Origin of the sequence: Neobacillus sp. SAB-20_R2A (genome assembly GCF_049568635.1) — a bacterium.
GTDB classification, from domain to species: Bacteria; Bacillota; Bacilli; order Bacillales; family Cytobacillaceae; genus Neobacillus; species Neobacillus citreus.
This window is the reverse complement of sequence record NZ_CP145895.1, coordinates 2,954,429-2,974,464: the sequence shown is the minus strand read 5'-3', so window position 1 is coordinate 2,974,464 and position 20,036 is coordinate 2,954,429. Positions and strand designations below refer to the sequence as shown.

The window sequence follows — 20,036 nt, the reverse complement described above, 5'->3', positions numbered from 1 at the left end:
TTGCTTACAGAAATAGGAGTCACACCAGTAACCGTCCCGCTTCCTTTTCGTTTAAATCACGTGAATTGTTTTTTAGCCGAGGGAGCAAATGGATGGGTCATCATCGATGCAGGTTTAAATACAGAGGTTTCAAGGGATATCTGGCGGCCCATTATTGAAAAACATGATGTCAAAGATATCATCATTACCCATTATCATCCTGACCATTTTGGCTATGCAGGGACTTTGCAGCAATTAACTAACGCTGAGGTTTGGATGACCGAAGTGGATGCAAAGACAGGACTAGACTGCTGGGAGCCGGAATCGATTGCTGAAATGCAGCAGCATTATGATACCTTTGGCTTTCCCGATGATTTATCCGCGGTACTAACATCAGATGAGAATAGTTTTAATGCTAAGGTAAAACCTTATCCTACAGTAAACCATCACCTCATAGAGGGAATGAAAATCCCTTTCGGTAACTATGAATATGAAGTGATATTTACACCGGGACACTCAGATGGGTTAATAAGCCTTTTTAACAAGGAAAATAGCATTCTTTTTTCAACAGACCATATTTTGCCGAGAATTTCACCTAATATCTCTTATTGGTTCCGCGGCATCCGCAATCCATTAGAAGCGTTCTTTCAATCTCTTGAAAAAATAAAGGTATTGGATGCTGATTTCGTCATCCCTTCCCATGGCAAACCTTTTCGTGGAGCCAACCAGAGAATCGATGAATTATTGGCCCATCATCAGGAGCGGTTGGAAAAAGTCTGTGAGGTGCTGAAACAACCAAGGACCATCTACGAAGTTAACGGGCATTTGTTTCAAAATCTAAACATCCACGAAACACGCTTTGCCGTTGGTGAAACATTAGCACACTTGGAATATCTCTATTTCAATAATCAATGTACTAAAAATTTGCAAAACGGTACGTGGTATTACGAGATTAAATAAATTTTTTAAACAATAACCTTACAGCAGCGGCCTTGATAAAGGCTGCTTTTATTATGGTGTTTTGTGGCATTGCTTGGATTTTAAATGAAGAATTGGGAAAAATACCTATAATTCTTTCTCAAACGAAGGGTGTTTTTTATGGAATGGAGTTATTTATGGAAAGCTGTCTTGATTGTTATAGCGGGGACCATCCTGTTGAGAATTGCAGGCAGGAAAACCATATCTCAAATGACCTTAGCGGAAACGGTTGTTATGATTGCGATTGGAACTCTTCTTGCTCAACCTGTTGCGGGTAGGGATTTAAGGACCACCTTTATGGTTGGTGCTGTCTTTGTCGCGACACTGTTGGTAATGGAATTTGTCCAAATGAAATCTGACAAAATTGAAAAAGCGATCACAGGAAAGGCAAAGGTGGTAATCGACAACGGCAATTTAAATGAAACCAATTTGCGAAAACTGCGGTTATCGGTCGACCAACTTGAAATGAAACTCCGACAAAAAAGTGTAACCAAAATAAGTGACGTAAAATGGGCAACACTCGAGCCGAATGGTCAATTAGGCCTTGAATTAAAGGAGGAAGCTCAGCCTGTTACGAAAAAAGACTTTGAAGAGTTTAAACAAACGATCGTAAATTTGATACCTAGTAATTCGCAGATTTCGCATATTAATGAAGTTTTGCAGTTGTTAAACAATAAGGTGAAGCCCGAATCCCAAGAGGACATTTTTGCTGAGGTCAAGAACCAGGAACATACATCTCCACCGCCAAAGTATTTACAGTAATTAGAGCGCTAGGCACTATCTCTTAGAGGATAGTGCCTGATTCTATTTGAAGATATCTTTGCGTTATTATATTATAAAATTAATAATACTCAGTAGAGAATGAATATTTTTAGAATTTCAAACAGTTCCTTTTAAAACTATTGTTGGAGTGATTCCATGGCCGCGGTCCTCACCGATAAAATTCCGTTTCCGTTTTTTACAGCAGCATCTGACGGTTCCATCCTATATAGCAATGAAATAATTCAAAAGCATATTCCGTTTTCTGGGAAGAATATCATTGAGGTTTTTGATACCTGGCTTGAGTTAAGAGGAGGCCAGTTATTCCAAGCATCAACGGGAGATAAAGATTGGATTTTTATCAAAAGCCCATTCCCTGATTCTGAAAAAATAGGCTATATCGGAACTTTTTCTACAGAATTGACTTCATTAATCGCGGAATTAAAGGAAGCCAGGAAAATTAACCGAGAGCTTAATGCGGTTATTGAGAATATGTATGACGGGATTTATATTACTAACAAAGAAGGTATTACCGTTAAAACAAATTCGGCGATTGAAAGGCTGACCGGGATTCCAAAGGAATATTATATTGGCAAAAAAGTTGATGACTTGATGAAAAGGGGGATTTTAAAAAATTCCGTCACCCATCAGGTCCTAGAGAAAAAGCGAAGCGTGTCTTTAGTGCAGCAAAATTTCAAAGGCAGGGAAGTGCTGTTGACCGGCAGTCCTGTTCTTGATGAAAATGGAGAAATCGAAAGTATTGTCACCAATATCCGCGACCTATCGGAGCTAAATGACCTGCAGGCCGCACTGATAAAAGCAAATCAGTTGAATCATAGTTATAAAGAAGAAATTGAGCGTCTGAAAGGCAAATCATTTACAAAAAGTGGCGTGGTTATCCGAAGTGAGCAGCTGCAGAAAATTTATGAGACAGCAGAGCGCATCGCCAATGTCGATGCGACCGTGCTGATTCTTGGTGAAACAGGAACAGGGAAAGATGTCCTGGCCCGCTATATATTTGACAATAGTGAACGAAGCCGGAGAGGCCAAATGATTAAAATCAATTGCGGTGCCATTCCTCCCGATTTGCTCGAATCGGAATTGTTTGGCTATGAGGCCGGTGCCTTCACTGGCGCGAGTAGCAAAGGAAAGGCGGGTATGTTTGAGCTTGCCAATGATGGCATTCTTTTCCTTGATGAAGTGGGTGAGCTTCCGCTTCACTTGCAGGTGAAACTCTTACGGGTCATCCAGGAGCGGGAAGTGCAGCGGATCGGCGGAACGGTCCCTAAGAAAGTGGACGTGCGTATCATTGCTGCCACGAACCGAAATTTAAAGGAAATGGTAGCGGATGGGAAGTTTCGCGAGGACTTATTTTATCGTTTGAATGTGATTCCCATTTCCATTCCACCGCTCAGCGATCGAAAGGCCGATATTCTGCCGCTCGTCGATTATTTCCTGGAGGTAATGAATAGCAAATATTCCTTGGAAAAACAACTCTCCTCGGGTCTCAAAGAGTTCTTCTATAATTATGGCTGGCCAGGGAACGTCCGCGAATTGTCCAATTTGATTGAGAGAATGTGCCTTGTTACAGAAGAATCAATCTTAACAGCAGACCATCTACCAGTGGAATATCAAAAAACGGAAATGCAGGCTATTCCGATCAATGAGATGATGACTTTGAAGCAGGCAACTGAAATAGCGGAAGAGAGGCTACTTAAACTGGCACTGAAAAAATATCGGACTACCTATGAATTAGCGGAAGCACTAGATAGCAGCCAGCCAACCATCGTAAGGAAATTAAAGAAATATAACTTGAAATTTTGATTGACCAAACCACCTTCAAAAGGTGGTTTTTATTTTTGATTCATTAATGATTTTTTAATTCAAAAATGAATCATGGTAATTAACCATACTTTTGCCGTTTCTTTAATTCAATAATGAATCATTAAAATTATAAAAAAGTTCAAAATACTTATTTTTTAAGCGTTTCCAATCTTGGCACGGTTCTTGCATCTATATTTAGCAGAAACAAAAATGAGGAGGAAATACATATGTTAGTGACACTTCCACAAGAAATTGAACAAATGAAACAAATGGTACGAAACTTCGTTGAAAAAGAAGTTGAACCATACGCTCAAATCATCGAGGACGAGGACCGCATTCCGCAGCATCTGATTGAACAAGCAAAAGACTTAGGATTATTTGGCATCAGCATTCCAGAGGAATACGGCGGCATCGGCCTTAATACGGTTGGCAAAGCTGTTGTTCTTGAACAGCTTGGCCGCACGCATAACGGTTTCGTCAGCTTAATCAGTGCCCATACTGGAATCGGTTCTACCGGGCTTGTAAAGCTAGCCTCTGAATACCTGAAGCAAAAATACCTTCCAGACATGGCCGCAGGCAAGAAAATTGCCGCTTTCGCTCTTTCTGAACCAGGTGCCGGCTCAGATGCCACCAATCTAGCGACACGTGCAGAAAAAGTGGGCAACAATTGGATTCTGAATGGGACAAAGCATTTCATCACCAATGCACCGGTTGCCGATGTGTTTACCGTATTTGCCTTAACAGATCCTGAAAAAGGAGCCAAGGGGGGCATCACTGCATTCCTAGTTGAAAAGAATTTCCCTGGTTTCACTGTTGGCAAGAAAGATAAAAAGATGGGCTTGCGTGGTTCCTATACTGCCCAGTTAATTTTTGAAGACTGTGTGGTTCCTGAAGAGAATGTGATTGGCGAAGTCGGCATGGGCTACATGTCAGCGTTAAAAATCTTGGGCGAAGGCCGCGTAGGCTTGGCTGCACGGTCCGTCGGTTCATGTGACAAATTAATTGAACTTTCTGCTTCCTATTCTAAGCAAAGAGTCCAATTTAAAAAGCCAATTGCGGCGAATCAGGCGATTCAATGGATGCTGGCCGATATGGCAACCGAAACAGAGGCGGCAAGAGCCCTTACCTTAAAAGCAGCAATGATGATTGATGAAGGAAAAGTAGTCATCAAGGAAGCATCAATGGCAAAATTATTTGCTTCCGAAGTGTTTAACCGAGTAGCTGATAAAGCTGTTCAAATCCATGGCGGTATGGGATATGTATCCGATTATCCGGTTGAACGCTTCTACCGTGATGCGAGGATTACAAAGATTTATGAGGGCACCAATGAAATCCAGCGCCTGATTATTGCAAGAAGAATTTTAGAAGAGAATTAAGATGGGGGACGGACATGCAAAAAGAACTGTTTAATATCGAAAATAAAGTTGCTTTTATTACAGGCGGAGGCAGAGGGCTTGGCCGGCAAATCGCTGAGGCATATGCTTCCTCCGGTTGCCACATCGCCGTTTGTTCGCGGCATTTAGACCAGTGTGAGGAAACGGCACAGTATTTATCTGAAACGTTTGGTGTGAAAGCGAAAGGGTATTCCTGCAATATTCAAAATGAAAACGACGTCAACGAGCTGGTAAGTCAGATTCTCTCTGATTTCGGACAAATTGACATTCTTGTCAACAACAGCGGCGCCACCTGGGGAGCACCGGTTGAAGAAATGCCTTTGGAAGCCTGGGAAAAAGTCATGAACGTTAACCTGACCGGGATGTTTCTAGTGACAAAAGCAGTCGGCAAACAGATGATTGAACGAAAATCCGGCAAGATTATCAACATTGGTTCAGTGGCCGGCATCAAGGCGGAACCGCCTGAAGTGCTAAATGCCATTGGCTACAGCACTAGCAAAGCGGCCGTTCATCATTTTACAAAAGACCTTGCTAGAAAATGGGCCCGTCATCAAATTTATGTCAATGCCATTGCACCGGGATTCTTCCCATCCAAAATGACGAAACATGTGCTAGCAGAACGCGGAGAAGAAATTAAAAAGCACAATCCGCTTGGCAGAATTGGCGATGACCACGCTCTAATGGGAGCCGCGCTTTACTTTGCCAGCCCGGCGAGTGACTTTGTGACTGGGCAGGTTTTGGCTGTGGATGGTGGAAGTACGCTTTAAGGCTCGTCTCTGCCTTGAAGGCGTCTTGCGAGAGTAAATCGGGTTTATCCGAGAGTAAGTCGAGCTTATGCGAGAGTATTTCTTACCTATCCGAGAGTAAAAGCGTCTTGCGAGAGAAATTTGAGTTTATCCGAGAGTAAACCAGGCCTATGCGATAGTATTTCCTTTCCATCCGAGAGAAAAACCAATTTATCCGCGAGTATTGCCCGAAACCATATTTAATTCAACTCTTCAAAAGGAGGTGCGATGTACTTGCAAAATTTAAAGAACCGGCCCTGGTATCAATTTTACAAGCAGGATGAGAGTATTGAAATTCCAGAAATTCCGCTTTACCGCATGCTGGAAGAATCCGTCCAAAAATATAGCGATAAAACTGCCATTATTTTCGAGGATGAACATGTCACCTTTCAGGAACTGAAGGATCAGGTCGACAGGCTGGCAGGCGCTTGGCTGGAGCTGGGCTTCCAAAAAGGCGAGCGGATTGGCTTAATGCTCGCCAATCATCCAGATTATATTATTTGTTATTATGCTGCACAAGCACTCGGGCTAACGGTCGTGCAAATCAATCCATTGTATACGCCAAGAGAGCTATTGCAAATCGTTAATGATTCGCAGGTCTCCTATATTGTAGGAGATCCAAAGTCAAAAAAAACCATTCTCGATGTAAACGAAATCTATCCGTTTCGGTACATTATTGGCTCACAATTTGAAGATTTGCACTCAGAAGAGTGTAAAACACTGGATTTGCTGATTCCATTTTCAGAACCAATCAATGCACCTGTGGAAATAGACGTCAGGGAAGATATTGCGGTCATTCAATATACCGGGGGCACCTCCGGGAAAATGAAAGGGGCCATGCTTACCCATTACAACCTGGTTGCCAATGTGGTTCAAAGTCTTCATATGTATGGGGAGAACATGGTCCACGGTGAGGAGACCATTCTCGGTGCAACCCCTTTGTATCACGTGTACGCCATGACAAGTGCTATGAATCTCGGAATCCATATTGGCGCCAAAATTTTGTTGTTCAGAAAATTTGAAATCAATCATGTTCTGGAAAAAATTGAACAATATCAACCTACATTTTTTCCAGGTGTACCTAAAATGTATATTTCTTTCGTGAACCACCCGGCAATCAAAGATTATCGCTTGAACTGCTTGAAATTTTGTTCATCCGGTTCTGCCCCGCTGCCGGTAGAAGTGCTCAAAGGCTTTGAGGGGCTAACAGGTGCAAAAATTTCGGAAGGATTCGGACTGTCGGAAGCATCGCCTACCACACACCGAAATCCGCCATTTGGAATCCGGAAGGTTGGAAGCATTGGGATTCCCCTGCTAGGCACAGATTGCATGATTGTAGATGAACAGAATAACGAAGTGAGTCCGAAAAGTATCGGGGAACTTTTGATCAAAGGCCCGCAGATTATGAAAGGCTACTGGAATAACCAAGAAGAGACTCATGCAGCACTGCAGGACGGATGGCTTCATACCGGAGACCTCGCGATGATGGATGATGACGGTTATTTTTACATCGTCGGCCGAAAAAAAGAAATGATCATTGTCGGGGGATTCAATATCTATCCACAAGAGGTGGAGGGTGTCCTTTATGAACACCCGGATATCGAGGAAGCAGCCGTGGTCGGTATTCCCCACGAATTGCACGGGGAAATCGTCAAAGCATTTATCGTCCCAAAAAGCGGGAGGGAAATCGATCACGATGAATTAAAGGGATACTGCTATTCAAAGTTAACACCATACAAGGTTCCAAAAGTGTTCGAAGTGCGCGAGGCCCTGCCGAGAAATACCGTAGGGAAACTTTTAAAAAGGCTCCTAGTCAAAGAGGAGCTTGAGAAAGGAGAAAAAGAATGACAACAAACATTCAAAAAGTCGGTGTCGTTGGCGCTGGCACCATGGGGGCACAAATTGCCATGGTAAGTGCGCTTGGCGGTTATTCCGTCACACTACAGGACGTAAGTGCAGAAAGCCTTGAAAAAGGAAGACAAATTCTTAATGAACAAATGGGAAAAAGGGTGGCAAAAGGAAGACTGACCGCAGAGACAGTAGAAGCAGCTTTCAGTCGAATCACGTTCACGTCTACACTTGAAGAGCTTAGCGATGCAGACATTGTCATCGAAGCAATCGTTGAAAAATTGGAGATTAAGAGAGAGCTATTTTCAAAGCTTGATAAAATTACTCCAGCCCACGCGATTTTGGCCACCAACAGCTCAACCATCGTTAGTTCGAAAATTGCGGATGCAACCGAACGTCCGGATCAAGTGTGCAATGTCCATTTCTTCAATCCTGCCCTTGTGATGGAGCTTGTCGAGGTCGTCCGCGGGCCGCACACTTCTGCCGAGACTGCAGAAACAGCGATGGAATTTGTGAAATCCATCAATAAGCTTCCAGTCTTGCTGAACAAAGAAATATCCGGATTTGTCGCCAACAGGATTTTAGGAAAGCTGATGGACGAGGCGTTGTTCCTTTTGGAAAACGGGATTGCCAGCCATGAAGACATCGACCTAGTTGTCAAAAAGGCGCTCAACCATCCAATTGGACCATTTGCTCTAATGGATTTAACCGGCCTCGATGTCAATTACCTAGTCCGCATGCAGCGTTACCAGGAGAGCGGCGATGAGAAGGACAAACCTTCAAAGATTGTCCAAGAAAAAGTTGAAAAAGGCGAGTTAGGAAGAAAGACAGGAAAAGGATTTTATACGTACGATGCCACCCCGGCAAAAGTTTAATAGGAGGGTTTTGACATGAATATTTATGTTTTGTTAAAAAGAACGTTTGATACCGAGGAAAAAATTGTCGTCTCAAAAGGAGCCATCCAAGAGGACGGTGCTGAATTTATTATCAATCCATATGATGAGTACGGTGTGGAAGAAGCGATCCAAATCCGCGACAATCAAGGCGGGGAAGTAACTGTCGTGTCTGTTGGCGGAGAAGATGCAGAAAAGCAGCTGCGTACGGCGCTGGCAATGGGAGCAGATAAGGCTGTCCTAATCAATACAGAGGACGACCTTGAAACTGGCGACGAATTTACGACTGCAAAAATTTTAGCAGAATACCTAAAGGAGAAGGATGCTGACCTAATTTTCGCTGGAAATGTAGCGATTGATGGCGGAAGCGGCCAAGTCGGACCGCGTGTCGCTGACCTGTTAGATATCCCATATGTAACGACCATTACAAAAATTGAAGTAGACGGTCAGAACGTCAACATCGTCAGAGACGTAGAAGGAAGCTCTGAAACAATTGAAACATCACTTCCGCTCTTGGTGACTGCACAGCAAGGCTTAAACGAACCGCGCTACCCATCTTTGCCAGGAATTATGAAAGCAAAGAAAAAGCCGCTTGAAGAACTAGAGCTTGATGACCTTGATTTAGAAGAAGATGATGTTGAAGCGAAAACAAAAACAATCGAAATTTATCTGCCTCCGAAAAAAGAAGCAGGCCGCGTTCTTGAAGGAGAGCTTCAAAATCAAGTAAAAGAACTTGTTAATCTGCTGCATTCAGAAGCAAAGGTAATTTAAGGGAGGAACTAACATGACAAGAAAAGTAATCGTACTTGGTGAAGTCCGTGATGGGGAATTAAGAAATGTATCATTTGAAGGGATCGCCGCAGCGAAAACTGTCGCTGAAGGTGGCGAAGTAGTTGCTGTGCTGCTTGGAGAATCCGTGGGAAATCTGGCACAAGAGTTAATTCAGTATGGTGCTGACAGGGCAGTCGTGGTGGAAAACCCTAAGCTTGCCAGCTACACGCCAGATGGCTTTTCCCAGGCAATCCTTGCTGTCGTAGAACAGGAACAGCCAGAAGCCATTATTTTTGGCCACACGGCTCTTGGTAAGGACCTATCTCCTAAGGTTGCCAGCAAGCTTGGTTCCGGGCTGATTTCCGATGCCGTGGCGATTGAAGCAGCAGGGGGAAATGTTGTTTTTACCCGACCAATCTATTCAGGTAAAGCATTTGAAAAGAAAATTGTTACGGACGGCTTAATTTTTGCCTCTATCCGTCCAAATAATATTGCGCCGCTTGAGAAAGATGAATCACGCACTGGTGAGGTGTCCTCTGTTTCTGTGGAAATCAAGGATTTGCGTACTATTATTCGCGAAGTAGCGAAAAAGGCAATCCAAGGTGTTGACCTAACAGAAGCAAAAGTGATCATTTCCGGTGGACGCGGCGTGAAAAGTGAAGAAGGCTTCAAGCCGCTTCAAGAGCTTGCAGATGTACTTGGCGGCGCGGTTGGCGCTTCACGCGGTGCGTGTGATGCGGAGTACTGCGATTATTCCCTGCAGATTGGACAAACAGGTAAGGTTGTGACGCCTGATCTTTATATCGCTTGCGGAATTTCTGGGGCCATCCAACACCTTGCGGGAATGTCCAACTCCAAAGTGGTCGTTGCGATCAATAAGGATCCGGAGGCCAATATTTTTAAAGTGGCCGATTATGGAATTGTCGGAGATTTATTTGAAGTGGTGCCAATGCTTACCGAAGAAATTAAAAATTTGCTTGTAAAAGCTTAGGTTTAGGAGATTAACAGAAAAGCAGCCCCCTTCTTAGGAGGGCTCTTTCTGCATGAAAGGGGAAAGTAGCATGGAAATAGTTAGTGTTATCGGTTCCGGCACGATGGGACGAGGAATTGCTTATACAAGTGCAGCGGCGGGTTTTATCACCTATGTTCAAGATATCAGTGAATCTTCCCTAGGAACCTGCCGATCCTACATCGAAAAGCAATTTAATCGTGCTGTTGAAAAAGGCGAACTTGATAGAGAAACGGCAGATGCTGCCATAAACAGAATCCGCTATACCACCCAGCTTGAAGAAGCTGCCAAGGATGCCGATATCGTCATTGAAGCAGTTTTGGAAATCATGGATTTAAAAATCGAAATCTTTAAGCAGCTGGATCAGATTGTAAAACCTTCAGCGATTTTGGCTACCAATACTTCGACGATGAGCCCAACGGAAATTGCGGCGCAAACATCGAGACCGGACCGCTGTGTTGCTCTTCATTTCTTCAACCCAGTACCAAGAATGAAGCTGATTGAAGTGGTTTGTGGACTGGAAACATCCGAGGAGACGATCGAAAGAAGCTTTGAATTTGGAAAAGCGCTCGGAAAGGAATGTGTCAAAATCAATGAATTCCCCGGCTTTGCCACCAGCCGAATGAACTGCCTCATCGGGAATGAAGCCATGAATATGGTCATGGAAGGTGTTGGGACGGTCGAGGATATTGATAAAGCGATTAAATTAGGCCTTAACCATCCAATGGGTCCGCTTCAACTCGCCGACCTTGTTGGTCTTGATACAAGGCTCCGCAATATGGAATATCTCCATAAAACACTTGGGGAGAAATACCGTCCATGTCCAATTCTTGTAAAATATGTAAAAGCAGGCCGGCTGGGGAAGAAAAGCGGTAAAGGGTTTTATAACTATAATTAATAGGGGGAGTTATTGATGCAAAACTATCAAAATCTTGAAATTAATCGAAAAGGGCGCCTTGCCTATATCGTCATTAATCGTCCTGAGCTTCGCAATGCTTTGAACTTTGAGACTTTGCAGGAGATTGTTGCCGCGCTTAACGAGTTAAGGGGAGACGATTCAGTCGGCGTTGTAGTTTTTACCGGAAAAGGTGAAAAATCCTTCGCTGCCGGAGCAGATATCAGTCAGTTAAAAAAGAAGACTGCTCTCGATGTTTTCAAACCGGGCGGGATGCAAGAGGTATATGACCTCATTGAAATGTATGATAAACCAACCATTGCTATGGTAAACGGCTTTGCCTTAGGCGGGGGCTGCGAGCTTGCGCTTGCTTGTGATATACGGGTTGCGTCCGCGAATGCCAAGTTTGGCCTGCCGGAACTGAATCTTGCTATCATTCCTTCTGCTGGCGGGACCCAGCGACTAGCTCGCGTGGTTGGCAAAGGGAAAGCGCTTGAGATGATTCTAACTGGAAAAATGATTGACGGCGACGAAGCGTACCGGATTGGATTAGTATCTGAAGTAGTAGCACCGGAAGATCTGGTCGCAAAAACCGAGGAAGTAGCTGATAAAATCCTTGCAAAAGGACCACTTGCTGTTAAGTTGGCAAAGCTTGCCGTTTTAGCCGGATTTGAAACAGATCAAAGAACAGGCCTGCTTATTGAAAAACTTGCCCAAGCTGTCCTGTTTTCTACAGAAGACAAAAACGAAGGAACATCTGCCTTTTTAGAAAAAAGAAAGCCGGAATTTGCATCTAAATAAAGTAACAAGTGCCTGGTATCATCCGAATTAAGACGGTACCAGGCATTTTGTTTGTCGATTTTTTGAAAAAATGCAAGGAAAAATTAAAATTATAGTCGAATCTTTTATTTAGTGCTTTTCTAAAAATTTTTATTGATGGAGTTTAAGATGAACAAATTTGCTGTTAACCTTACAACTATTTTTACTGAAGTTCCTTTTTTGGAACGGTTTAAGAAAGCCCGGGAGTGTGGATTTTCCTTTGTGGAGTGTCAATTTCCTTATGATTATTCGATAGAAGAGATTCAGATGGAACTTGTCCGGAATCAATTATCGATGGTTCTCTTGAATTTGCCGCCAGGTAATTGGTCAAAGGGTGACCGGGGCCTTGCGGTAGACCCTAATCGAGTGGATGAATTTAGAAGTTCAGTTATGGAAGGAATAAAGTATGCCACAGCCATGAACGTTCCGAGAATTCACTGTATGGCCGGTATCGTTTCCGAAGATGATAAGAAAATCGCTAATGAAGTCTTTCATGAGAACCTTTTCTTTGCCGGAACGGAAATGGCGAAGCATGGCCTCACAGTTTTGATAGAACCGATTAACCAAAACGATATGCCGGATTATTTTTTGAGTGATATTCATCAGGCAAAGGACATTCTCGATACGTTGAGGCTGCCTAATGTGAAGCTTCAATTTGATTTTTACCATATTCAAAGAATCCATGGGAATCCGCTCACACTTTTTCAACAATATGCAGACGTGGTGGGCCATATTCAAATTGCCGATGTTCCGGGGCGGAATCAGCCTGGCATAGGGGAAATGGATTATCAAAGTATTTTTCAATATTTACATGATACATATGAAGGGTATATTGGGCTGGAATATACCCCTTTAGGGAAAAGCCAAGATAGCTTCGAATGGCTTAGGGGAGGAGGAAAATAAACATGAAAATAGGATTTGTTGGGATTGGAGTAATGGGTTCAAGGATGGTAAAAAGGCTCTTGGATCACGGGTATCAAGTAAGTGTCTATAACCGGACGAAGGAAAAAGTAAAAGCGTTGGTGGAGCATGGTGCAGGACAAGAAGAATCTATCTCATCGCTGGCACAAAACAGTGATGTTATTTGCACCTGTTTATCGATGCCAGGGGACGTTCTAGAAGTGTATCAAGGAAACGGCGGAATCCTTGAAAATGCCCGGCCCGGTACCATTTGTATCGATTTTACTTCGGTCGGCGCAGATACGAGCAAGACCATCCACGCTCGCGCCATTGAAAAAGGATTGAGTTATCTCGACTGCCCGGTAAGCGGCGGGCCAGAGGGTGCGGAAAGTGGATCTTTAACGATAATGGCCGGGGGCGAACGGGCTGCTTTTGAAAAAGTTTTTCCGATACTAGGCGTTGTCGGGGGAACAATTGAACATCTCGGTCAGTCAGGTGCTGGCAGCATTGCCAAACTTATGAACCAATATCTTGTTGCGGTTCATTCCTTGGCAGTTTCTGAAGTGATGGTAACCGGGTCTAAATTTGGCCTTGCCCCAGAGCAACTTTACAAAATTCTCTCTGCGAGCTATGGGGACAGCCGAATTTTGCGGAGACATATGAAGGAGTATGTATTCGACCGCCAATTTGAGCCTGGCGGCGCCGTGAAATATGTTCACAAAGATGTCCGCTTGGCCAATCAGCTATTACAAGAGGCAGGGTTGAGGGAATTTACGGGTCAATTGGCAGAGGAGGCCTATCGCTTGTCAACCGAGCAAGGTTTAGGCGATTTGGATATGTCGGCGGTTATTCTGCCGTTGGAGGAACAATGCGGGGTCGTGGTGAAGAAAAACAGTTAGTAAGTTGGTTTATATTTTACCCGAAGGGGTGCCCGGATAGCTCCGACAGTAAAAATCAGTAAAGAAAAGTGCCAGATACCCTTTTTAGCGGCCATCTGGCACTTTCTACGACTTTATTATCTTTGCGTGCGGACAGTGTTTTGCGAGAACGTCCATAAACTCGTCCCTTTTTAAAGACAACGCCGGGCTAGATAAGGGATTCATGGTTTTCTTGACGGATTTTATGGAATAAAACGGAATAATTTTCTTAAACGGCCCATACCTAACAATTAAGTTTTTATCATCAATAACATAGTAAGTAGTGAGCCACAGCCACAATATAAAAAAGGATAATAGAATCGGGACTAGGAGCGCAACTATTGTTTCTCCAACATTTGGAGTGTCTTCAAAAACCGCCATTCCGCTGCTTCCAATTGCAAATATCATGCCCCCAAAAACAATAACAGTTAGCCACCAATCTTTCTTTGATGAATATTTCATAATATCACCACCAAAAAGGTTCTTTATATTTAATACGATTAACTTTATAAAAAGGTTTCCTAAAAAAATGATAAACCTGCAATGAAAAATTCACTAAAAACAGTCAGGATATCTAAACATATCCTGGCTGTTTGTGATTTAATTTTGATATATATAATAATCCTGCGAATGATAACTCCTAAACCCGCAAGATTCATAGAGCCCAAGCGCATGGGCGTTCTTAGCTTCGACTTCGAGAAAAATCGGCAAGCCTTTCTGATGTTCCATTTTGACGACCCTTGATAAAGCACGACGTCCTATCCCTTTTCCTCGCAGTTCAGGGAAAATCGCGAAACCGTAAATCCAAGCTTCACCATTCAACTCAGAAACACGCATCTTTCCAGCTATCCTGCCTTCGGCCTCAATAATCAGCCTATCCTCATTGCTAGTTTCCGAGATGGTCTGCTGAAATTCACGCGCTTCTTTTTCACTGAACCCAAAGCCTGAAATTTCCAACTGGATTTCCGCCTCCCAATCCTCTTTGCTAGAAGAGGGCCTTACCGTAACAGAAGGATCATCGACTAATTCTGTGTGCTGCCATTTCATCTGATATTCTGCTACCGAAAAGGTACATGGAATCATTTTTAAAAATTCCTTTGCTGACAGGGATCCAGTCGGGGCATTCAGCAAAATCGTGTCCGCACCGTGTCTTTTCGCCTCATCAAGCCCTAACTTAAGCAGCTTAGAGAAGATTCCTTTTCTGCGGTAATCCGGATGCACCATCCCGCAAAGCTCCACTTTATTTCCAAACCCATAGCTTCCTAAAAAACCAACAAGCTTGCCGTCTTCGTAACGAAAGAAATCTTCCTGCCGGTTTGCGCTACGGTTTTCGAGCATATCATCATTAAGCTTTAGGTGGAAACCACCTTCTTTTTCACAAGTCTCTTGTAGAGCTTTAATTTCCTTTAATTGTTCCTGTTTTAACATCTTTGTCACCTCAGTTCATAATCCACTATATTTATTCTTGTTCAAGTTGAAGTATTCCTTCTTCAAGGACAAGTTTCCACTATTAAGTGATGAAAAAAGTAATCAGATAATTTATAATAAACTGACAAGGGGTGGAAATAGATGAATAATTTGGGAACAAATCTTCAAGAACAAATTCACAAACTTACTGACGAATTAAACCGTACCATCAAATTGGCCAAGATTTTTGAAGATTTTATCGACTCCAGCTACGATCCAATTTTTATTACCGATAAAAACGGATATGGTTTTAAAATGAACAAAGCTTATACAAGAGTCACGGGTGCCACAAAAGAACAGCTAATTGGAAAACATATGAACGATTTAAAAGAGCAAGGCATCATTTCCGATTCCATATCTATGCATGTTTTAGAAAAAAAAGAAAGACTGACGATGGTCCAAAAAGTAAATGGGAAAGAACTCTTGGTTACAGGTAACCCCATCTTTGATGAGAATGGGGAAATTTTGTATGTTGTCACCAACCTAAGGGACATCTCCTCTTTAAATCAATTGAAGATCGAACTAAAACAGACCAAGGCGCTTGCGGACCAGTATTTGCAAGAATTAGAGTTCTATCAAAAAAAGGAACATATCATCTCACACCAAGGCATTATCGCCAACAGTGACAAAATGTTAAAAGTCATCGATTTAGTGCAAAAAATTGCCCCGGTTCATTCGACGGTTTTACTGCTTGGGGAATCAGGGGTCGGGAAGGAAATAATCGCTAATTTAATTCAAAAATTAAGCTCCCGTGCCAATCAACCTTTTATCAAAGTGAATTGTGCCGCCATTCCCAAGGATTTGCTTGAATCTGAGTTATTTGGCTATGAAAAAGGGGCCTTTACCGGTGCTGACATCAGGGGCAGGGCAGGACTATTTGAACAGGCCGACAAAGGCACCATTTTCCTTGATGAAATTGGGGAAATGCCGCTCCATCTTCAGGTCAAGCTTTTAAGGGTCATTCAAGAATTAGAAGTCAGACGGATTGGCGGAGGTCAACCGAAGAAAATTGATATTCGGATTATCTCAGCTACCAATAAAGACCTGGAATCAATGGTAGTCAGAGGGGAGTTTCGTCAAGATTTATACTACCGCTTAAATGTTGTTCCTATTAAAATTCCTTCCTTACGCGAACGGAAAGAGGACATCCCGCTCCTCGCTTTTTATTTTTTAAAGAAATTGAACCAAAAATATAACATGAATAAGCAATTGTCGGATGCGGCTATTACCCAAATGAAGACCTATTCATGGCCGGGTAACATTCGCGAGATGCAGAATTTGATAGAACGGCTTGTGGTAACTGTCGAGTCAGAAATGATAGATACCCGCCATTTTTCTTTCAATCATCAGTATTTGTCCCAATCCTTAACAACTGAAAAGACATTAAAAGATGTTGTCCAAGACCTTGAAAGAACGATGATCATGGAAGCGATGGTTCAATACCGATCTACCAGAAAAGCGGCAAAGGCCCTCGGTATCAGCCAATCAACATTAGTGAAAAAAATGCAGAGGCTTGGATTTCAGCAAACCGATTACGTTCTTCATCAGTGATTCTGAATAGAATCACTTTTATTGTGCTTTTAGACTATAAAAATAACAATTTTGTGAACATGACAATGTTTTGTGGTTTTGGCATGGAAATTGCATATTAGATAAACGTGCAGAACTATTAAAAATAATAGGGAGGAATTCATTAAAAATGAAACGATGGTTGGCAGGAGGGAACAACCCATGACAGATATTATCGGAAATAGAACAATTCCAAAGCTTTTAGAAGAAATGACCGCTCTTTTTCCAAAAAAGACCTTTATCGTATTTGAAGACAAAGATGAACAGACACTTTCTCATACATATGAAGAATTTAGCAGCCGGGTCAGAAGGCTTGCATCTGCTTTACATGCTTATGGTATTAGAAAAGGTGATAAAGTCCTGCTGCACCTGCCTAACAACATGGACTTTATGATTTCCTGGTTCGCCATTACATCCATTGGCGCAGTTATGGTGCCAACTAATATTCTTTCCACAGCAGATGAAATTGCCTACCTATTGGAACATTCGGAAACAAGGCTTGTCATTACCGAAGATGAATATGTAGAGAAGTTTACTAGTTTCCAACCTCAATTAAATGGTTTGATTTTATCAAGAAGCAAGGGCAACCAAGAGTATGGGGTAAGTCTTGATGAAGTGATCAAGCAGCATGAACCAATGAAGGCCTTTCCTAAGCTCTCAAGTGATGATCTTGCTGCGATATTGTATACATCAGGGACGACATCCAAGCCAAAAGGGGTTCTAATCACTCACGCCAACTATGTGTTTGTCGGGGAAATCATGTCGAGATCGTTAAGGTTAACTCCTGAAGACCGAGTTATGATTGTACTGCCGATTTTCCATGGGAACGGTCAGTATTATTTGTCGATGCCAGCCCTCACGGTAGGAGCAAGTATTGCGATAACAGAAGCCTTCAGTGCTTCCAGATATTTTAAGCAGGCGAAACGTCTCGAGGCCACGGTCGGTTCCTTGTTTGCCGCACCAATCAAAATGATATTGAAAAAAGAATATGATTCGGAAGATGCCAATAATAACCTGCGTTTAATTGTTTTTGCCCAATCAGTTACGAGTGAACAGCTGCGAACCTTTGAGGAAAGGTACCAGGTTCCACTATGCCAGTTGTATGGCATGACAGAAACCGTCGGAACGCCGCTGATCAATCCAATAAATGGCGTACGTGATAATTTAAGTATCGGCCGTCCGAATATTGCCTATAACGTCAAACTGGTAGATGAAAATGGCTGTGAAGTAGGGGACGGTGAAGAAGGGCAAATTGTCGTTTCCGGTATTCCAGGCAGAACGATTATGAAGGGGTATTTTAACAATGAGACAGCCACAAACGAGACATTGCAGGCTGGCTGGCTTTATACAGGAGATATGGCCCGTAAGGACCCGGATACGGATTTTTTCTATTTTGTTGACCGGAAGAAGGATATGATCAAACGAGCCGGAGAAAATATCGCAGCCAGCGAAGTGGAGTTTGTTTTGAATCAACATCAGGCTGTGTTTGAAAGCGCTGTCATAGGTGTTCCTGATGAAATGAGAGATGAAGCCATTCACGCCTTTGTTATCTTGAAGGACGACTATGAAACTTCCGCGCAGGAATTAATTGATTACTGTAAAAATAAACTGGCCAAATTTAAGGTTCCTGAATCCGTTCAGATTCTTTCAGAATTTCCGAGAACCTCGGTTGGGAAAATTCAAAAGCATCTATTAAAAAATTATATTGGTAAAAGGGAGGAAATAAAATGAAACCAAACCTGCAAAATGAATCGCCAAAGTCTTCGTTAAATAACCAAAATAATATTGTTGCAAAGGTTGGACTTTTCTTTGCTAAGATTGCAGAAAGATGGCTGCCGGATGCCTTCGTCTTTGCTGTTTTGCTTACGGTGATCACGTTTCTTGGCGGAATGTTCATCACAGATAAGTCACCTGTGGACATGGCCATTTATTGGGGAGACGGCTTTTGGGGACTGTTAACCTTTACCGCGCAAATCATCACAACGTTCATCATGAGTTACGCTTTAGCTTTAACAAAACCAGTTTCAAAAACACTTGAATCAATCGCCGGAATTTGTAAAACACCAACTTCTGCTATTTTACTAGTGACCTTTACGTCGCTTTTTGCCTCACTAATCAGCTGGGCATTTGGACTTGTGGTCGCCGGCATTATCGCGAAGCTAGTGGCGAAAAAGGTACGGGATGTGGATTACCGAGTCCTAGTTGCCGCTGGATATTCAGGATTTGTCATCTGGGAGGGCGGCCTTTCTTCCTCACCGGCTTTGTTCGTAGCGACAAAAGATCATGTTTTTCAAGATAAAATTGGCATCATTCCAACATCTGAGACGCTTTTCTCACCTTTAAATTTGGCCATCGTCATCATCACCTTCTTCACTTTGCCATTCATCATGAAACTAGTCCATCCAAAAAGAAAAGAAGACCGCTTTATTATTGATCAAAAACTGTTGGAAGACAAAATTGAAGTGGACACAAAAGATTCTGAGACCAATTACCTCAATGATAAATTAGAAAAAAGCAGACTTATCACCGTTTTCGGAGGGCTTTTAGGATTATCTTACTTAATCAATCACTTTGTGAAAAATGGGTTCTCACTGGATTTAAATACGGTCAACCTCATCTTCTTAACGTTTGCTCTATTATTATATGGAAACGTCCGAGATCTTGGAAAAGGGATATTAAAGGCGTCCGGCAGCGTCGGCCAATTTGCCTTGCAATATCCGTTCTATGCTGGAATCATGGGGATGATGGGTGCTTCAGGGTTGGCGCTATGGATTTCCGATTTATTCACGGATATTTCTACAAGCAATACATTACCGTTATTTACATTTTGGGCGGCGGGATTACTCAATATGTTTATTCCGTCTGGAGGCGGCCAATGGGCCGTTCAGGCACCAATGATTATACCGGCTGCTCTTGAAATGGGGGTAGAACCGGCAAAAGTGGTGATGGCCGTTGCTTGGGGCGATGCCTGGACCAACATGATTCAGCCATTCTGGGCCATCCCGCTTCTAGCCATCGCTGGCCTGAAAATCCGCGACATCATGGGCTTCACCGTTATCACACTTGTTTATACGGGAATCATTATCTCAGTTTGTATGTATATTTTTTAAAAAGTAAAGTAAGTGCCGGGCATCATTCATTGACAGGTGCCTGGCACTTTTCGTTTTGTAATATAATAAAAGTTCTAAACATACACTTTTCCTAGGAAAACATTATGTTTTCAGGGGTG

The 20,036-nt window shown here is 42.7% G+C and carries 18 protein-coding genes; 16 read left to right on the top strand and 2 right to left on the bottom strand.

Going from position 1 to position 20,036, the window contains the following annotated elements; all coding sequences use genetic code 11:
• The 13 genes from V5M37_RS14450 (at position 1) to V5M37_RS14390 (ending at position 13,753) form a co-directional block, all read left to right on the top strand.
• Positions 1-939 (top strand): MBL fold metallo-hydrolase, encoded by a 939-nt coding sequence (locus V5M37_RS14450; protein ID WP_423797914.1) that lies wholly within the window; start codon positions 1-3, stop codon positions 937-939.
• A 138-nt stretch (positions 940-1,077) separates the two neighbouring features.
• The gene (locus V5M37_RS14445; protein ID WP_423797913.1) at positions 1,078-1,719 is read left to right on the top strand and encodes a DUF421 domain-containing protein; all 642 of its coding nucleotides are present in this window, start codon (positions 1,078-1,080) and stop codon (positions 1,717-1,719) included.
• A gap of 156 nt (positions 1,720-1,875) precedes the next feature.
• On the top strand, positions 1,876-3,540 hold the full coding sequence (locus tag V5M37_RS14440; protein ID WP_423797912.1) for a sigma-54 interaction domain-containing protein: 1,665 nt from the start codon (positions 1,876-1,878) through the stop codon (positions 3,538-3,540).
• Positions 3,541-3,767: 227 nt separating this feature from the next.
• On the top strand, positions 3,768-4,916 hold the full coding sequence (locus tag V5M37_RS14435) for an acyl-CoA dehydrogenase family protein (RefSeq protein WP_423797911.1): 1,149 nt from the start codon (positions 3,768-3,770) through the stop codon (positions 4,914-4,916).
• Between the two features lie 14 nt (positions 4,917-4,930).
• On the top strand, positions 4,931-5,701 hold the full coding sequence (locus tag V5M37_RS14430) for an SDR family oxidoreductase (protein WP_213139863.1): 771 nt from the start codon (positions 4,931-4,933) through the stop codon (positions 5,699-5,701).
• Positions 5,702-5,953: 252 nt separating this feature from the next.
• Complete coding sequence (locus tag V5M37_RS14425) at positions 5,954-7,567, top strand: long-chain-fatty-acid--CoA ligase (protein ID WP_423797910.1); 1,614 nt, start codon at positions 5,954-5,956, stop codon at positions 7,565-7,567.
• On the top strand, positions 7,564-8,442 hold the full coding sequence (locus V5M37_RS14420) for a 3-hydroxyacyl-CoA dehydrogenase family protein (RefSeq protein WP_423797909.1): 879 nt from the start codon (positions 7,564-7,566) through the stop codon (positions 8,440-8,442). The genes V5M37_RS14425 and V5M37_RS14420 overlap by 4 nt, the downstream gene beginning before the upstream one ends.
• A gap of 15 nt (positions 8,443-8,457) precedes the next feature.
• Entirely contained in the window at positions 8,458-9,231 is a 774-nt protein-coding gene (locus tag V5M37_RS14415) for an electron transfer flavoprotein subunit beta/FixA family protein (RefSeq protein ID WP_423802551.1), read from the top strand.
• A 13-nt stretch (positions 9,232-9,244) separates the two neighbouring features.
• Positions 9,245-10,222 (top strand): electron transfer flavoprotein subunit alpha/FixB family protein, encoded by a 978-nt coding sequence (locus tag V5M37_RS14410; protein ID WP_423802550.1) that lies wholly within the window; start codon positions 9,245-9,247, stop codon positions 10,220-10,222.
• 70 nt (positions 10,223-10,292) lie between these two features.
• Positions 10,293-11,138 carry a 3-hydroxyacyl-CoA dehydrogenase family protein gene (locus tag V5M37_RS14405; protein WP_423802549.1) on the top strand — a complete coding sequence of 282 codons (846 nt, stop codon included), beginning with the start codon at positions 10,293-10,295 and terminating at the stop codon, positions 11,136-11,138.
• 15 nt (positions 11,139-11,153) lie between these two features.
• Positions 11,154-11,936, top strand: a complete 783-nt coding sequence (locus V5M37_RS14400; protein ID WP_423802548.1) for an enoyl-CoA hydratase/isomerase family protein — start codon at positions 11,154-11,156, stop codon at positions 11,934-11,936.
• Positions 11,937-12,083: 147 nt separating this feature from the next.
• Positions 12,084-12,857, top strand: coding sequence for a hydroxypyruvate isomerase family protein (locus tag V5M37_RS14395; RefSeq protein ID WP_423802547.1), 774 nt, complete (start codon positions 12,084-12,086; stop codon positions 12,855-12,857).
• Between the two features lie 2 nt (positions 12,858-12,859).
• Positions 12,860-13,753 carry an NAD(P)-dependent oxidoreductase gene (locus V5M37_RS14390; RefSeq protein ID WP_423802546.1) on the top strand — a complete coding sequence of 298 codons (894 nt, stop codon included), beginning with the start codon at positions 12,860-12,862 and terminating at the stop codon, positions 13,751-13,753.
• A gap of 105 nt (positions 13,754-13,858) precedes the next feature.
• On the opposite strand, the gene V5M37_RS14385 is transcribed toward V5M37_RS14390, so the two are convergent.
• A complete protein-coding gene (locus V5M37_RS14385; RefSeq protein ID WP_423802545.1) occupies positions 13,859-14,233 on the bottom strand; it encodes a PH domain-containing protein in 375 nt (124 codons plus the stop codon).
• 138 nt (positions 14,234-14,371) lie between these two features.
• Positions 14,372-15,199, bottom strand: a complete 828-nt coding sequence (locus V5M37_RS14380) for a GNAT family N-acetyltransferase (RefSeq protein WP_423802544.1) — start codon at positions 15,197-15,199, stop codon at positions 14,372-14,374.
• Positions 15,200-15,340: 141 nt separating this feature from the next.
• Here V5M37_RS14380 and V5M37_RS14375 point away from each other — a divergent pair, with 141 nt between their 5' ends.
• From V5M37_RS14375 to V5M37_RS14365, 3 genes are all read left to right on the top strand, one after another.
• Positions 15,341-16,789 carry a sigma-54 interaction domain-containing protein gene (locus V5M37_RS14375; RefSeq protein ID WP_423802543.1) on the top strand — a complete coding sequence of 483 codons (1,449 nt, stop codon included), beginning with the start codon at positions 15,341-15,343 and terminating at the stop codon, positions 16,787-16,789.
• Positions 16,790-16,969: 180 nt separating this feature from the next.
• Entirely contained in the window at positions 16,970-18,538 is a 1,569-nt protein-coding gene (locus V5M37_RS14370) for an AMP-binding protein (RefSeq protein WP_423802542.1), read from the top strand.
• Positions 18,535-19,917, top strand: a complete 1,383-nt coding sequence (locus tag V5M37_RS14365; protein WP_423802541.1) for a short-chain fatty acid transporter — start codon at positions 18,535-18,537, stop codon at positions 19,915-19,917. The genes V5M37_RS14370 and V5M37_RS14365 overlap by 4 nt, the downstream gene beginning before the upstream one ends.
• Positions 19,918-20,036 lie beyond the last annotated feature (119 nt).

Excerpts from the sequence above, each read along its gene's own strand:
- V5M37_RS14390 (WP_423802546.1), top strand. The coding sequence starts at position 12,860 with ATGAAAATAGGATTTGTTGGGATTGGAGTAATGGGTTCAAGGATGGTA.
- V5M37_RS14430 (WP_213139863.1), top strand. The coding sequence starts at position 4,931 with ATGCAAAAAGAACTGTTTAATATCGAAAATAAAGTTGCTTTTATTACA.
- V5M37_RS14405 (WP_423802549.1), top strand. The coding sequence starts at position 10,293 with ATGGAAATAGTTAGTGTTATCGGTTCCGGCACGATGGGACGAGGAATT.
- V5M37_RS14370 (WP_423802542.1), top strand. The coding sequence starts at position 16,970 with ATGACAGATATTATCGGAAATAGAACAATTCCAAAGCTTTTAGAAGAA.
- V5M37_RS14365 (WP_423802541.1), top strand. The coding sequence starts at position 18,535 with ATGAAACCAAACCTGCAAAATGAATCGCCAAAGTCTTCGTTAAATAAC.
- V5M37_RS14375 (WP_423802543.1), top strand. The coding sequence starts at position 15,341 with ATGAATAATTTGGGAACAAATCTTCAAGAACAAATTCACAAACTTACT.
- V5M37_RS14410 (WP_423802550.1), top strand. The coding sequence starts at position 9,245 with ATGACAAGAAAAGTAATCGTACTTGGTGAAGTCCGTGATGGGGAATTA.
- V5M37_RS14395 (WP_423802547.1), top strand. The coding sequence starts at position 12,084 with ATGAACAAATTTGCTGTTAACCTTACAACTATTTTTACTGAAGTTCCT.
- V5M37_RS14415 (WP_423802551.1), top strand. The coding sequence starts at position 8,458 with ATGAATATTTATGTTTTGTTAAAAAGAACGTTTGATACCGAGGAAAAA.
- V5M37_RS14380 (WP_423802544.1), bottom strand. The coding sequence starts at position 15,199 with ATGTTAAAACAGGAACAATTAAAGGAAATTAAAGCTCTACAAGAGACT.
- V5M37_RS14420 (WP_423797909.1), top strand. The coding sequence starts at position 7,564 with ATGACAACAAACATTCAAAAAGTCGGTGTCGTTGGCGCTGGCACCATG.
- V5M37_RS14400 (WP_423802548.1), top strand. The coding sequence starts at position 11,154 with ATGCAAAACTATCAAAATCTTGAAATTAATCGAAAAGGGCGCCTTGCC.
- V5M37_RS14435 (WP_423797911.1), top strand. The coding sequence starts at position 3,768 with ATGTTAGTGACACTTCCACAAGAAATTGAACAAATGAAACAAATGGTA.
- V5M37_RS14445 (WP_423797913.1), top strand. The coding sequence starts at position 1,078 with ATGGAATGGAGTTATTTATGGAAAGCTGTCTTGATTGTTATAGCGGGG.
- V5M37_RS14440 (WP_423797912.1), top strand. The coding sequence starts at position 1,876 with ATGGCCGCGGTCCTCACCGATAAAATTCCGTTTCCGTTTTTTACAGCA.
- V5M37_RS14385 (WP_423802545.1), bottom strand. The coding sequence starts at position 14,233 with ATGAAATATTCATCAAAGAAAGATTGGTGGCTAACTGTTATTGTTTTT.